Origin of the sequence: Paracoccus sp. NBH48 (assembly GCF_015390265.1) — a bacterium.
GTDB lineage: Bacteria > Pseudomonadota > Alphaproteobacteria > Rhodobacterales > Rhodobacteraceae > Paracoccus > Paracoccus marcusii.
Window position 1 is genome coordinate 752926 of the sequence record NZ_VUOJ01000004.1, and the last position, 13375, is coordinate 766300.

Here is a 13375-nt window from a genome sequence, read left to right on the forward strand (position 1 = left end):
TCAGCCGCCGACGCGGGTCGCCAGCCATTGCCGCAGTGCGTCCAGCCCGTCGCGCGCCGTAGCCAGCGTCCCCGACAGCGGCCAGCCGCGCGCCTCGGCCACCGGGGCCAGCAGATAGACCGCCAGCACCGCCGCAGCCGCCAGCAGCGAGAGCGTCATGCCCGCGCCAAAGCCGCGGCCTTGGCGCATCACCCGGATGGGCGTGGCCGTGGCACGGCGATGCACCGTGGTTTCGGCCTGCTGGCGCAATTCGGGCTGGCGCAGGTCCGGCTGGCGCCGTTCCGGTTCACGGGCGTCACGGGCGTCACGGGCGTCACGGGCGTCACGGGCGTCACGGGCGTCACGGGCGTCACGGGCGTCACGGGCGTCAGGGCCACGGGGGACCTGGGCGCGGGGCGCATCCGGAATCGCGGGGTTCGGCGCTGCGATGGCCGGGGACGGCGGGGGCAGGGCCGCGGGCATTGGGGGCAGCGTCACGGTGGTCGCGGGCCAGTCGATCTCCTCGGCGCCGGGGCGCGGGTCGTCCGGCTGTTCGGCGTCGCGCATGCGGCGTTCGTGATCGACCTCGCTTTTCAGCATGTCCAGCACGTCCGGGGACAGGCGCGCGCGGGCCGGCGGCAGGGGTCGGGGCGTCTCGTCCTGGTCGGGGCGCCTGCTGAAGAAGCGGCCCAGATCCAGTCGTCCCCCGGCGGCCGGGGGATGGGCCTGCCAGACATGGCCGCAGGCGGGGCATTCGACCTCGCGGCCGCCCTGGGGAATGGCGTCGGGGGGCAGCGCATATTCGGCGCGGCAACCCGGACAGATCAACTTGAATTCAGCCATGCCACCCTCGCATTCATCGTGCGGCTGTTCTATCAAGCGCGGGTCCGGCTTCCAAGTCGCGCCGGGCGCCAAGGGCCCGCACCAGACGGGTCGCAGCGGAAAAGAGGTGGCGCTTGATCGAGATGCGGGATGTCGGCTTCGGCTATCAGGGCCAGGACGAGCTGTTGTCGGGCATGACGCTGACCCTGCAGCCGGGCATGTTCCATTTCCTGACCGGACCGTCCGGGTCGGGCAAGACCACGCTGCTGCGGCTGTGCTTTGCGGATCTTCTGCCCAGTTCGGGCCAGATGACGGCCTTTGGCCAGGACATGCGCGGGCTGTCGCGCGACGGCATCGCCGATCTGCGCCGCCGCGTGGGCGTGGTCCACCAGGACCCGCAGTTCCTGGACCATCTGCCCCTGGCAGAGAACATCGCGCTGCCCCTCTCCATCGCCGGAGAGGAGGTGGACATGGACGCGCTGCGCGATCTTCTGGGCTGGGTCCAGCTGTCTCAGCACGCCCGCGCCCTGCCACCGTCGCTGTCGGGCGGCGAGCGCCAGCGGGCGGCGCTGGCCCGCGCGGTGATCCTGTCGCCGGACCTGGTGCTGGCGGATGAACCCACGGGCAACCTGGACTGGGACATGTCCATGCGGCTGATGCAATTGCTGATCGAGCTGAACAAGTCGGGCAAGACCGTCCTGGTGGCGACCCATGACCTGAACCTGATCCGCGCCACCAAGGCGCAGGTGACGGCGCGCGTCCTGCGGATCACCGGCGGCAGCCTGCATCTGGCGGGGGCGGATCTCTGATGGGACGGCTGAATATCGGAAGCCTGTGGCAGGGCCTGACGGGTGACAAGGACGGCGCCGGCGACCGCATCGTGCCGCCGACCGGGTTCACGGCGCAGCTGACGCTGTTTTCCGCAGGCGCCATGGCGTTCCTGGCGGTGTTCGCGTTGGCGCTGGCGCTGGCGACGGGGCGGCTGGCCGACCGCTGGTCCTCCGAACTGGCCGGCAGCGTGACGGTCCGCGTCAGCGCGCCGGTGGCGGAACAGGACGCGCTGGTGCAATCGGCGCTGTCGATCCTGCAGACCACGCCGGGCGCGGGCACACCGCGGCTGTTGCCCGAGGACGAGCTGGCCCAGCTGCTGGAGCCGTGGTTCGGGCCGGACATGCCCGTGGACGCGCTGCCCGTGCCCGCCCTGATCGACCTGACCGTCGAGGGCGAGTTCGACGCCGAGGGCCTGCGCCTGCGCCTTGAGGCCGAGGTGCCGGGCGCGGTGCTGGACGATCACACCGAATGGCGCCGGCCGCTGGTCTCGGCCGCGAACCGCCTGCGGATGCTGGGCATCGTGTCGCTGATGCTGATCGGGGCCGCCTCGGCCGCGATGATCACGCTGGCGGCCAAGGCCGCGCTGGCCGCGAACGTCCAGGTGATCCGCGTTCTGCGCCTGATCGGCGCGCGCGACCTGACCATCGCCACGGCCTTCGTGCGCCGGTTCACCCGGCGCGCCGCGATGGGGTCCGCCGTCGGCACCGTGCTGGGCATGGGCGCGATCGCCATCCTGCCCGATGCCAGCGCCGCGGGCGGGTTCCTGACCGGGCTGGGCTTTCAGGGCGCCGACTGGCTGATGCCGCTGACCATCCCGCTGATCGCGGCCGGTGTGGGCTTCGTCGCCACGCGGTGGGCGGCGCTGAAGATGCTGGAGGCCGTGCGATGACCGACGGCGCGCGTCCCGGCGCGTTGACCCCCTGGCAGTACGTCCAGAACGTGCTGTTCTATGTCCATGTCGCCTGCGCCACGTTGATCATCGGCCTGTTCGGTCTGCCCGCGCTGCGCCACGGGCGGGCGGGCGCGAACCGCATCGCTACGCGCTGGATCGCCTACATGGTCTGGGCCGCGCGCATCCACCTGCGCCTGACCTGCGAGATCCGCGGCACGCCGCCGACCCATGACTGCATCGTCGCGGCCAAGCACCAGTCGTTCTGGGACATCATGGTCATCGCCCATGCCGTCCCCCGCCGCGCCTTCATCATGAAGCGCGAGGTGATGCGCGTCCCGGTCATGGGCTGGTACGCGTGGAAGACCGGCTGCATCCCCATCGACCGGTCGCGCGGGCGCGACGCGATGGCCGCGATCAGCAGCACCATCAACCAGCGCCTGTCGGCCGAGGGGCTGGGCCAGCTGATCATCTATCCCGAGGGCACGCGCACCCTGCCGGGCCAGCGCAAGCCCTACAAGCAGGGCGTGGCCACGATCCGCGAGGGGACCGGCCTGCCGGTCGTGCCCGTCGCGGTGAACACGGGCATGTTCTGGCCGCGCAGCGGGTGGGGCATCCGCCCCGGCCGCGCAGTGGTCGAGTTCCTGCCGCCCATCGATCCCACCATCCCGGCCGAGGGTTTCCTGCCCCGCCTGCGGGCCGAGATCGAGACCCATTCCGACCGCCTGATGGCCGAGGCCGGGCTGGTCCTGCCGGAACCGGGCGACGCCGATGACGCCGCCCGGAACCGCTCTCACCTCAGGTCGTAGTAGCGCGGGACATGTGGCCCCTGCGGCGGCAGCCCGATGTCGCGCCGCATGTGCGGGGACATCAGGTACGGATCGGGCGGCCGCGGCCGCCTGCGCCGTGGCAGCAGCGCCGCGCGGATCGCGGCCCATAAGACCGCCGTCGCGCCGTGTCGGGCGATCAGGCGGTGCATCGCGGGACGCAGGCGGGCGCTTTGCGGATGAAGATCGGCAATCATCGTCAGTCTCCGGAGATGGGGACCGGACAGGGCGGTGCCTTGTGCGGTCGATGGGGTTCAGGGAAGGGATGACGCCATGCGGACAGGCCCGCGGATCGCGGTCGTGTCAGGTCATGATGTCAGCGGGGTCTGCCTTGCGGCGGTCAGGCGCCTTGTCGCGACGACAAGGGACGCATCGAACCGGTGCGGGTCAGGGCGGGGGCATTGGCATATGATGTCATGAGCCCCTCCTTTCGCGCATGCGTTGCGGGCAGGAGTGCAGGCTGGCCCAGCCTTGCATTTCGCGCAAGACGGCAAAACGCGACAGCCGCCCCATGACGGGACGGCTGTTGCAGGTCGGTCACAGTATCGTGTGCGTCAGACCGCAAGCCCCTTGGAGCCCATCGCCAGGAACTTGGCGCGGCGGTCCTTGATCAGCTGGTCGGGTTTCATGTCCGACAATTCGGCCAGCATCGCGGTGATCTCGGCCCCCACGGCGGCGATGGCCTCATCGGGTGCGCGCTGCGCCCCGCCCAGGGGTTCGGCGATGATGCGGTCGATCACGGCCAGCTTCTTCAGGTCCTGCGCGGTCAGGCGCAGCGCCTCGGCCGCGTCGCGCATCTTTTCGGCGTCCTTCCACAGGATCGACGCGCAGCCTTCCGGAGAGATGACCGAGTAGATCGAATGCTCCAGCATGGCGATGCGGTTCGCGGTGGCAAAGGCCACGGCCCCGCCGGACCCGCCCTCGCCGATGATGACGCTGACCAGCGGCACGCCGATCTCAAGGCATTTCATGGTGCAGCGGGCGATCGCCTCGCTTTGTCCCCGTTCTTCGGCGCCCTTGCCGGGATAGGCGCCGGGCGTGTCCACCAGCGTGATCACGGGCAAACCGAAACGGTGCGCCATGTCCATCAGGCGGATCGCCTTGCGGTATCCCTCGGGGCGGGCCATGCCGAAATTGTGGTGGATGCGCGACTTGGTGTCGTTGCCCTTCTCATGCCCGATCACCACGCAGGGCGCGTCGTTGAAACGCGCCAGGCCGCCCATCACCGCATGGTCGTCGCCAAAGGCGCGGTCGCCCGCCAAGGGCGTGTATTCGGTGAACAGCGCCTGGATATAGTCGCTGCAATGCGGGCGGTCGGGATGGCGGGCGACCTGCGTCTTCCGCCAGGGGTCCAGGGTCTTGTAGAGGTCGCGCAGCAGGTCCGACGATTTGCGGTCCAGCGCCGCGGCCTCCTTCTCGACGTCGAGGGTGCCGTCGCCCTTGCGGGCCATGGCGCGAAGTTCCTCGGCCTTGCCCTCGATGTCGGCGAGCGGTTTTTCGAAATCCAGATAGACCATGCGGCATGCCTTTGGGGTTCGGGTTTGGCGCTATATAGGTCGGTGCGGGACGGGTTGCAACGCGGGCGCAGTGGCCAGCACCCGCGGGGCCGGGTGCCGCGCCCGCGTCACTGCAGGTCGGCGAAGGCCGCGCGCAGCCGGTCCGCCGCCTCGATCACCCGCGCCCGCGGCGTCGCGATGTTGAAGCGCATGAACCCGTCGCCGCCCAGCCCGAAGGTCGCGCCGTGATTGGCCGCGATCCGGGCGTCGTCCTGGATGCGACGGGTGATTTCCGCGTCGGTCATGCCGGTGTCGCGGAAATCGACCCAGGACAGATAGGTTGCCTGCAGGGGCATCGACCGCAGGCCGGGAATCGCGTTCACCGCCTGATCGAAGATCCGCCGGTTGCCGTCCAGGTAATCGACCAGCGCATCGACCCAAGCCGCGCCCTCGGGCGAATAGGCGGCCGCGACCATGTCCTGGCCCAGCATCGCCGGAGAGATCCCCGCGGCGGCCAGCGCGCCCTGGAACCGCGCCCGCAGGTCGGGGTCGGGGATGATCGCGTTGCCGATATGGGCGCCCGCGATGTTGAAGGTCTTGGTGGCGGCGGTCAGCGTCACCAGGCGCGGCAGGATGTCGGGTGCCACGGTCGCCATCATCCGGTGACGGGGGCCGCCCGGCAGGACCAGGTCGGCATGGATGTCGTCCGAGATCAGGATCAGGTCGTGGCGGTCGCAGAAATCGGCGACCTGGCGCAGTTCGGCTTCGGACCAGACGCGGCCGCCGGGATTGTGCGGCGAACACAGGATCAGCAGGCGCTCGCGCCCGGTCAGCATCCCCTCCCACGCGTCCCAATCCATCACGTATTGGCCGTCCCGTTCGGCCAAGGGCAGCTCGACCAGGTCGCGCCCGCCCGCGCGGACGACCCGGCCGAAGGCGTGATAGACCGGTGCCATCACCACCACCCCGTCGCCCGGCTGCGTATAGGCCTGCAGCGCCATCGCCACCGCATTGACCAGACCCGCGCAGGTCAGCACCCATTCGGGCCGGATCGGCCAGCCGTGGCGGTGCTCCATCCACCAGCCGATCGCGGCCAGATAGGGCGCGTTCGCGCCGGGATAGCCATAGATGCCATGCGCGGCGGCGCGGTCCACCACGGCCTGCACGCAGGCGGGGGGCGCGAAGTCCATGTCGGCCACCCACATGGCCAGCCCGTCATTGGGGGCCACGCCATAGGCCGCCTGCATGTCGTCCCATTTGCTGCAATGCGTGCCGCGCCGGTCGATGATGCGGTCGAAGTCGGGATGGGTCATGGGGGCTCCTGGGGGCTGCGTCATCCCAGCCTAGCGGGGTTGTTGCTTATGGTGAAGGCTTGCCCTAAATCCGGGACATGAGCCTGAGACCCATCCTGATCCATCCCGATCCGCGCCTGAAGAAGGTGGCCCAGCCCGTCGCCCGCATCACGCCCGAGATCGAGACCCTGGCCGCGGACATGCTGGCCACCATGTACGAGGCGCCCGGCATCGGCCTGGCCGCGCCGCAGATCGGCGTGGGCCTGCGCGTCTTCACCATGGATGCCAACCGCGACCCCGAGGCGCCGCGCGCGCCCCTGGTGCTGGTCAACCCCGAGGTGACCTGGGCGTCGGACACGCCCAACACCTATGAGGAGGGCTGCCTGTCCATCCCCGACCAGTACGGAGAGGTCACGCGCCCCGCGCAGATCCGCATGCGCTGGCTGGGGCTGGACGGCAAGACCCATGAACGCGAGTTCGACGAGCTGTGGGCCACCTGCGCCCAGCACGAGCTGGACCACCTGGACGGCGTGCTGTTCATCGATCACCTCTCCGCCATCAAGCGGCAGATGATCACCCGCAAGATGGTCAAGCTGAAGCGGACCTGGCCCGTGCCTGATCGCACGGGTGCCAGCGGCTGGATGCGCCCCGACCTGCCGGGGGATCTTGGCCTTGGCACCCTGCGCGACATCGTCCTGTGGCCGGACCCGCGCCTGCGCCTGCGCGCGGAACCCGCCGGCTACATGACCGGCCCCGAACTGCGCGTGCTGGCCGCCGACATGCTGGCCACCATGTATCACGCCCAGGGCCGCGGCCTGGCCGCCCCGCAGATCGGCGTGTTGCGCCGGATCTTCGTCATGGATGCCGGCTGGAAGGACGGCGCGCCCGATCCTCTGGTCCTGATCGACCCCGAGATCCTGGTCCGGTCGCCGCAGACCGAGACCGCGACCGAAGGGTGCCTGTCCATCCCCGGCCGCCCCGTCGAGGTCACGCGCCCCGCCGCCATCGGAATCGGCTGGTATGATCTGGACGGCCGCTATCAGGTGCGCGACATGCAGGGTCCCGCCGCCCGCATCGCCCAGCACGAGGTCGATCACCTGGACGGCCTGTTGATCGTGAAGGACTGACCATGGCCGCGCGCGCGTTCCTGCCCTATGCCGACCCCCGCCTGCATCGCGCCGCCGCGCCGGTGGCAGAGATCACCGAATCCGTCCGCATGATCTGGGACGACATGGTCGACACCATGGAGGCGATGCCCGGCGTGGGCCTGGCCGCGCCCCAGATCGGCATCATGATGGCGCTGGCCGTCGTCGATGCCTCGGGGCCGCGCGGACAGGCGGTCCGCATGGCCAACCCCCGGATCCTGCATGCCAGCGTCAAGCTGCGCGAGCACGAGGAGGCCAGCCCCAACCTGCCAGGCGTCTCGGCCCCGATCAGCCGCCCCCGGGCGGTCACGGTGCGGTTCCTCAACCAGGACGGCGTCGAGGAGGACCGCGATTTCGTCGGCCTGTGGGCCACCAGCGTCCAGCACCAGATCGACCACCTGGCCGGGCGGATGTATGTCGATCACCTGACCCCCCTGCGCCGCAAGATGCTGGTCGCGCGGTCGGCCAAGCTGCACCGCCGCTGATTTTTTTTCGTCGTCATGGAATAGAACGACCCGTCGTGCCGTTCTGCTGTCGAATGGCCCGAAAGGCCGTCCGTGCAGCGGGGACCGGCGTCGCGCCCCGTCGCAAGATCGCCGCGGCGCCGAGATTTTCAGAAGGATGCACCCCATGGCACGACTGTTCGGAAATGACGACGACAACCGCCTGACCGGCACCAACGTGGCCGACCTAATCTATGGCCGGTCGGGTGACGATGCGCTCTATGGCTTTCGTGGCAACGACACGATCGACGGAGGCGAGGGCAACGACCGCATCTGGGCCGGCGAGGGCGCGAACCGCGTGTCCGGCGACTCGGGGAACGATCGCATCTGGGCGGGCGCGGGCAGCGACGTGATCGCCGCGGGCGAGGGCAATGACATCGTCGCCGCCGGCCACGGCAACAACCGCGTCTGGGGCGGCGATGGCGACGACGTCCTGTACGCCGGCGCCGGGCGCGACACGCTGGACGGCGGTGACGGAAACGACCGCATGGCGTCGGGGGCGGGCAACGACATCCTGACCGGGGGCGAGGGCGACGACCGGATGATCGCGGGCTTCGGCGCCGACCGCCTGATCGCCGGAGAGGGCAACGACACGCTGAACGGCGGGCTGGGCAACGACACGATGACCGGCGGCGAGGGGGCGGACGTGTTCGTCTTCAACGGCGGGCGCGACCGGATCACCGACTTCGAGAACGGCGACGACGACATCGACCTGCGCGCCCTGGCCAATGTCGACAGCTATGCCCAGATCCGCGGCGCCGCCGTGCAGAGCGGGTCCGACGTCGTGTTGAATTTCGGCCCCAACCAGCTGGTCATCGAGGATTTCCGCCTGAACCAGATGAGCAGCGACGACTTTTCCTGGTAAGATCTTTTGACGGTCCCCCCGCGCAGGTTCGCCCTGCGCGGGGTTTTTTCATGTCTGCGCAGGCAGGTCGTCGCGCACCCGCTCCCACGCCAGGGTCAGGTGGCGGCCCAGGACGTCCGACAGTCCGTCCGCATCCCGCGCCTCCAGCGCCGCGATCATCCGTTCGTGCTCGGCGACCGCGCTGGCCCATTTTTCCGCACCTTCGTGCCCGATGAAGCGGACGCGCTTCAACCGGGTCTGCAGGCGGGCATGCACCTCGGACAGGGCACCGTTGTCGGCAAGTGCCACGATGGCGGTATGGATCGCCTGGTTCAGCTTGTAATAGGCCATGCGGTCGCGCCGGGCATAGCAGTCGAGCATCCTGTCATGCAGCGCCCGCACCCCCGCGATGCCCGCATCCGTCGCCTGCGCGCAGGCGATGATCCCCGCCTGCTGCTCCAGGATGCGGATCACCTCCAGCATGTCGCGGACCTCGCGCGCGCCGAACTGCTTGACCACCGCGCCCCGTGCCGGGACCAGTTCGACAAGCCCCTCGGATGCCAGGTACTTGATCGCCTCGCGCAGCGGCGTGCGGGACACGCCCAGCTGCTGGCCGATCTGGCCCTCGTTCAGGCGGGTGCCGGGTGGCAGCTGCCCCTCGATGATCATGTCGCGCAGACGCGATAGGATCGCGTCCAGCAGGGGCAGGCGTTCGATGCGGGCGTCTGTGTCTGACATGTCGGTCACCGGCGTCTCCGTTGGCGCGTCTCTCTCTGGCTATGACGGCGGGGGTGGCAAGTCAATATTGCCTTCTGTGTGCTGTATACAGAATTATTGATACGCTTTCGGGGCCGTGCTAGCAAGAACCCGGGACGTGATTCGGGAGGGGGATCGATGTCGGGGAACACCATGCGTTGGACGCCGCAGGACTGGCCCATCGCCTGCGCGATGATCCCGTTCGCATCCGTCCAGGATGCCGGGCCGGCCGCTTGGGCGCGCGATCTGGGCCAGGTCGCGGCGGCGGGGTTCGATGCGGTCGATCCGACCGACAGCTGGCTGCGGCTGGCCGATCTGGACGATGCTGGACGGGCGCGGTTCGTGGCGATCTGCCGTGACCTGGGACTGACCGTTCCGGCCATCTCGACCTCACGGCGCAGCGTGATCGACCCGGTGCAGGGTGACGACCATCTGGCCTATTGCCATCGTGTCATCGACTGCGCCGCCGATCTTGGCGCGGGGCATGTCAGCTTTGGCCTGTTCGGCCCGCTAAGCGACGCGCAGCGCGCCGCCCTGTGGTTCTGGACAGAGCCGGGGGTGACGAACCCCGACGACCCCGCCACCCGCGCCCTGGCCGTCGCCCGCATCCGCGACCTGGGCCGCCACGCCGCCGATCGCGGCATCCACGTCGCGCTGGAGATGTACGAGGACACCTATCTGGGCACTGCCTCCGACGCGGTCGCTTTCGTCACCGACGTGGACCTCGCGTCGGTGCGTCTGAACATCGACATCGGCAACCTGATCCGCCTTCATCGGCCCGTGCAGCCCTGGGCGGAGATGATCGCGCTGTGCGCGCCCTTCGCGGGCTACTGGCACGTCAAGAACTACTACCGGATGACCGACCCGTCGGGGGTCATCCTGTCCCATCCCGCGCCCATGATGGGCGGCACCATCAACTGGCGCGCGGCGATCAACACCGCGCTGGACCTGGGCTTTTCCAGCCCCTTCCTGGTCGAGCATTACGGCGGCGACGGACTTGGGGTCTGCGCCGAGAACCGCGACTACATCCGCCGCATCCTGGCGCAGAGAAGGACCCTGCCATGACCAAGATCGTGGACCGCCCCGAGGATTTCGCCGCGACCGCGCTGGCGGGGTTCTGTGCCGCCCATGCCGACCGTATCATTCCCATCCCGCATGGCGCCCTGCGCGCCCATGCGGGGGCGCCGGGCAAGGTGGCCTTGGTCGTGGGTGGAGGGTCGGGGCATTATCCGGCGTTTCTGGGCTATGTCGGTCCGGGCCTGGCCGACGGGGCGGTGGCGGGGGACGTGTTCGCGTCACCCTCGACCAGTGCGGTGGCCGGGGTGGCGCGGGCGGCGGACCTGGGCGGAGGCGTGATCCTGGGCTTTGGGAACTATGCGGGCGACGTGCTGAACTTTGGCGCTGCCGCCGAACGTCTGCGCGCCGAAGGGATCGATGCGCGCATCCTGGCCGTGACCGATGACGTGGCCAGCGCGCCCGCGACCGACGCGGCGCGCAGGCGGGGCGTGGCGGGCGACCTGCTGGTCTTCAAGATCGCCGGTGCCGCGGCCGAGGCGGGCCTGGACCTGGACGCGGTGATGGATCTGGCCGGACGTGCCAATGCGCGGACCGTGTCCTTCGGGCTGGCCTTTGACGGCTGCACCCTGCCGGGACAGGCGGCACCCCTGTTCAGCGTGCCCGAGGGGCAGGTCGCCCTTGGCCTGGGCATCCACGGAGAGCCGGGGATCGCCGCGCAGGCCATCCTGCCCGCTGCCGATCTGGCCCGGATGCTACTGGAGCCGCTGCTGGCGGAACGGCCCCAGGGCCATGACGGCCGCGTGGCCGTGGTCCTGAACGGCCTTGGCCGCACGAAACACGAGGAACTGTTCGTCCTGTGGCATCATCTGACCGGGCTGATGACCGATGCTGGCCTGACCGTCATCGACCCGGAGGTCGGAGAGTTCGTGACCAGCCTGGACATGGAGGGGTGTTCTCTGTCGATCCTGTGGCTGGACGATGCGCTGGCCGATCTGTGGCGTGCGCCTGCTGATGCACCCGCCTTCCGCAAGGGGACCGTGGCCGCCCAAGGCGCGCGTCAGGTGGCCCGCGAAGGGGCAGCCATCGCAGCGGTTCCGCACGGCGAACCCGCCAGTGCGGCGCAGGCCGGCTGCGTCGCCGACATCGTGGCGCGGTTGGCCCGGGCGCTGGCCGAGGCAGAGGCGGAGTTGGGCCGCATCGACGCCATCGCGGGCGACGGCGATCACGGCCAGGGCATGGCGCGCGGGTCTGCGGCAGCCGCCGTTGCGGCACGCGATGCGGCGGCGCAGGGCGCGGGCGCGGGCACCGTCCTGTCGCTGGCGGGCGACGCCTGGGCGGATCGCGCGGGCGGCACGTCGGGTGCGCTGTGGGGCGTGGCCCTGCGTGCCTGGGGGCAGGCGCTGGGCGATACGGATGTGCCCGATGCGGCCCGCGTGGCCGCAGGGGCGCGGGCGGGGATCGACGCAGTGACCCGCCTGGGCGGCGCTCGGCCCGGCGACAAGACGCTGGTCGATGCCTTTGCGCCCTTCGTCGACACGCTGCAGGGGCAGGTTGCCCAAGGTGCCGCGCTGGCCACCGCCTGGGAGGCCGCAGCAAGCGCGGCGACCGCCGCCGCTGAAGCCACCGCCGACCTGACGCCGCGCCTTGGCCGGGCACGCCCGCTGGCGGAACGCAGCATCGGGCATCCCGATGCGGGCGCGATCTCGCTTGCGCTTTGCGCGCGGGTCGTGGCCGGGGCGCTGGCCCGCTGAATTCGGGCGGCGCGACCGACGCGCCGCCCACGAACCATCATTCCAGACGGAGAGACATATGCGCATTGCTTTGGCCTTGGGGGATGCCGGGGGCGTCGGCCCGGAACTGGCGGCGAAACTGCTGGCCCATGACGACATGAAGGCCCTGGACGTGATCGTCGTGGGCGATGCGCGGGTGCTGGAGATGGGCGCGCGCCATGCGGGCGTCACGCTGGACCTGCCGCGGATAGGCGCCGATCAGGTCGGCCCCGACATGGCGCCGGGCCATGTGCTGCTGGATCTGGAAAATTGCGCGGTGGACGGCATGACCCTGGGCCAGTCCAGCGCCCATGCCGGCGCGGCCAGCCTGCAGAATTTCGGCTGCGTGCTGCAGCTGGCAGGGGCGGGGATCGCGGATGCGGCGATGTTCACGCCCTTCAACAAGCATTCGATGCGGGCTGGCGCGGCCCAGCTATGTCGACGAGATCGGCTTCATCGACGCGGTGCTGAACGCCGATCGCAGCGGGCGCGAGTTCAACGTCCTGGAGGAGGTCTGGAACGCCCCGCGTGACCAGCCACATCCCCCTGCGCAAGGTTGCCGAGACGCTGACCACCGAACGCATCCTGGACAGCCTGCGCCTGACGGCCGAGGTGATGGCCGGTGCGGGCAAGCCCGGCGCGCGGATCGGCGTCGCCGCGCTGAACCCCCATGCGGGCGACGGCGGCAATTTCGGCCACGAGGATGACGAAATCCTGGCCCCCGCCGTGGCGCAGGCCGTGGCCATGGGCATCGACGCCAAGGGGCCGATCCCGTCCGACACCGTCTTCGTGCGCGCCATTCGCGGCGAATTCGACGCAGTGCTGACCATGTATCACGACCAGGGCCAGATCGCGATGAAGCTGATGGGCTTTGACCGCGGCGTGACGCTGATCGCCGGTTACGGTTTTCCGATCGTGACGCCCGCGCATGGCACGGCCTTCGACATCGCAGGGCAGGGGCGCGCCGACTTGGGCGCGACGCTGACCGCCGCGCGGCTTGGCCGCGACCTGGCCGCGCTGAACACTGCCCGCGCGCCGCGCGCGCTGCCCGCGGACTGGGCGCAGGCGGAAGTCGCCCCGACATTGCTGGTCGCCGAATAGGCGCCCGGTCTTCTTCCCGCCGCAAGCGGGTCGCATCATCTTTGGGAGGAGAGAGAGAATGACCATCAAGACCGCATTGATCGCAGGCACCGCCCTGCTGGCAG

General features: G+C 70.0%; 15 protein-coding genes and 1 pseudogene. 11 read left to right on the plus strand and 5 right to left on the minus strand.

Annotated elements, in window-relative coordinates:
• Positions 1 to 822, minus strand: a complete 822-nt coding sequence (locus F1642_RS10580) for a zinc-ribbon domain-containing protein (protein WP_194886194.1) — start codon at positions 820 to 822, stop codon at positions 1 to 3.
• Between the two features lie 113 nt (positions 823 to 935).
• Between F1642_RS10580 and F1642_RS10585 the strand changes: the two genes are divergently transcribed.
• From F1642_RS10585 to F1642_RS10595, 3 genes are read left to right on the plus strand one after another with little or no spacing between them, the layout of a single operon-like run.
• Positions 936 to 1610, plus strand: coding sequence for a cell division ATP-binding protein FtsE (locus F1642_RS10585; RefSeq protein WP_045982482.1), 675 nt, complete (start codon positions 936 to 938; stop codon positions 1608 to 1610).
• The gene (locus F1642_RS10590; protein WP_194886195.1) at positions 1610 to 2521 is read left to right on the plus strand and encodes an ABC transporter permease; all 912 of its coding nucleotides are present in this window, start codon (positions 1610 to 1612) and stop codon (positions 2519 to 2521) included. Before F1642_RS10585 ends, F1642_RS10590 begins: the two co-directional genes overlap by 1 nt.
• Positions 2518 to 3330, plus strand: coding sequence for a 1-acyl-sn-glycerol-3-phosphate acyltransferase (locus F1642_RS10595; protein WP_194886196.1), 813 nt, complete (start codon positions 2518 to 2520; stop codon positions 3328 to 3330). Before F1642_RS10590 ends, F1642_RS10595 begins: the two co-directional genes overlap by 4 nt.
• Here the strand turns inward: F1642_RS10595 and F1642_RS10600 are convergent.
• The 3 genes from F1642_RS10600 to F1642_RS10610 form a co-directional block, all read right to left on the minus strand.
• Positions 3315 to 3545, minus strand: coding sequence for a hypothetical protein (locus F1642_RS10600; RefSeq protein ID WP_045999942.1), 231 nt, complete (start codon positions 3543 to 3545; stop codon positions 3315 to 3317). The genes F1642_RS10595 and F1642_RS10600 overlap by 16 nt on opposite strands.
• A gap of 357 nt (positions 3546 to 3902) precedes the next feature.
• Positions 3903 to 4865: an acetyl-CoA carboxylase carboxyltransferase subunit alpha gene (locus tag F1642_RS10605; protein ID WP_194886197.1), complete on the minus strand. Its 963-nt coding sequence runs from the start codon at positions 4863 to 4865 to the stop codon at positions 3903 to 3905.
• Positions 4866 to 4972: 107 nt separating this feature from the next.
• A complete protein-coding gene (locus F1642_RS10610) occupies positions 4973 to 6157 on the minus strand; it encodes a MalY/PatB family protein (protein WP_194886198.1) in 1185 nt (394 codons plus the stop codon).
• A 77-nt stretch (positions 6158 to 6234) separates the two neighbouring features.
• Between F1642_RS10610 and def (F1642_RS15850) the strand changes: the two are divergent.
• From def (F1642_RS15850) to F1642_RS16130, 4 genes and pseudogenes are all read left to right on the plus strand, one after another.
• A pseudogene (gene def, locus F1642_RS15850) lies at positions 6235 to 6738 on the plus strand (peptide deformylase); the annotation flags it as partial.
• Between the two features lie 39 nt (positions 6739 to 6777).
• Positions 6778 to 7263, plus strand: a complete 486-nt coding sequence (gene def, locus F1642_RS15855; RefSeq protein WP_255522396.1) for a peptide deformylase — start codon at positions 6778 to 6780, stop codon at positions 7261 to 7263.
• A gap of 2 nt (positions 7264 to 7265) precedes the next feature.
• Entirely contained in the window at positions 7266 to 7766 is a 501-nt protein-coding gene (def, locus tag F1642_RS10620) for a peptide deformylase (RefSeq protein WP_139599542.1), read from the plus strand.
• A gap of 145 nt (positions 7767 to 7911) precedes the next feature.
• Positions 7912 to 8649 carry a calcium-binding protein gene (locus F1642_RS16130; protein ID WP_194886200.1) on the plus strand — a complete coding sequence of 246 codons (738 nt, stop codon included), beginning with the start codon at positions 7912 to 7914 and terminating at the stop codon, positions 8647 to 8649.
• Between the two features lie 48 nt (positions 8650 to 8697).
• Here F1642_RS16130 and F1642_RS10630 read toward each other — a convergent pair whose 3' ends face one another.
• Positions 8698 to 9366 carry a GntR family transcriptional regulator gene (locus F1642_RS10630; RefSeq protein ID WP_194886264.1) on the minus strand — a complete coding sequence of 223 codons (669 nt, stop codon included), beginning with the start codon at positions 9364 to 9366 and terminating at the stop codon, positions 8698 to 8700.
• Positions 9367 to 9522: 156 nt separating this feature from the next.
• Here F1642_RS10630 and F1642_RS10635 point away from each other — a divergent pair, with 156 nt between their 5' ends.
• The 4 genes from F1642_RS10635 to F1642_RS15050 are packed head-to-tail and all read left to right on the plus strand — an operon-like array spanning position 9523 to position 13271.
• A complete protein-coding gene (locus tag F1642_RS10635; protein WP_194886201.1) occupies positions 9523 to 10449 on the plus strand; it encodes a sugar phosphate isomerase/epimerase in 927 nt (308 codons plus the stop codon).
• Positions 10446 to 12152, plus strand: a complete 1707-nt coding sequence (locus tag F1642_RS10640) for a dihydroxyacetone kinase family protein (RefSeq protein WP_194886202.1) — start codon at positions 10446 to 10448, stop codon at positions 12150 to 12152. The genes F1642_RS10635 and F1642_RS10640 overlap by 4 nt, the downstream gene beginning before the upstream one ends.
• Positions 12153 to 12210: 58 nt before the next feature.
• Complete coding sequence (locus F1642_RS15045) at positions 12211 to 12702, plus strand: 4-hydroxythreonine-4-phosphate dehydrogenase PdxA (protein WP_206692721.1); 492 nt, start codon at positions 12211 to 12213, stop codon at positions 12700 to 12702.
• Positions 12699 to 13271 carry a 4-hydroxythreonine-4-phosphate dehydrogenase PdxA gene (locus F1642_RS15050; protein WP_206692722.1) on the plus strand — a complete coding sequence of 191 codons (573 nt, stop codon included), beginning with the start codon at positions 12699 to 12701 and terminating at the stop codon, positions 13269 to 13271. The genes F1642_RS15045 and F1642_RS15050 overlap by 4 nt, the downstream gene beginning before the upstream one ends.
• The last annotated feature ends 104 nt before the right edge of the window (positions 13272 to 13375 follow it).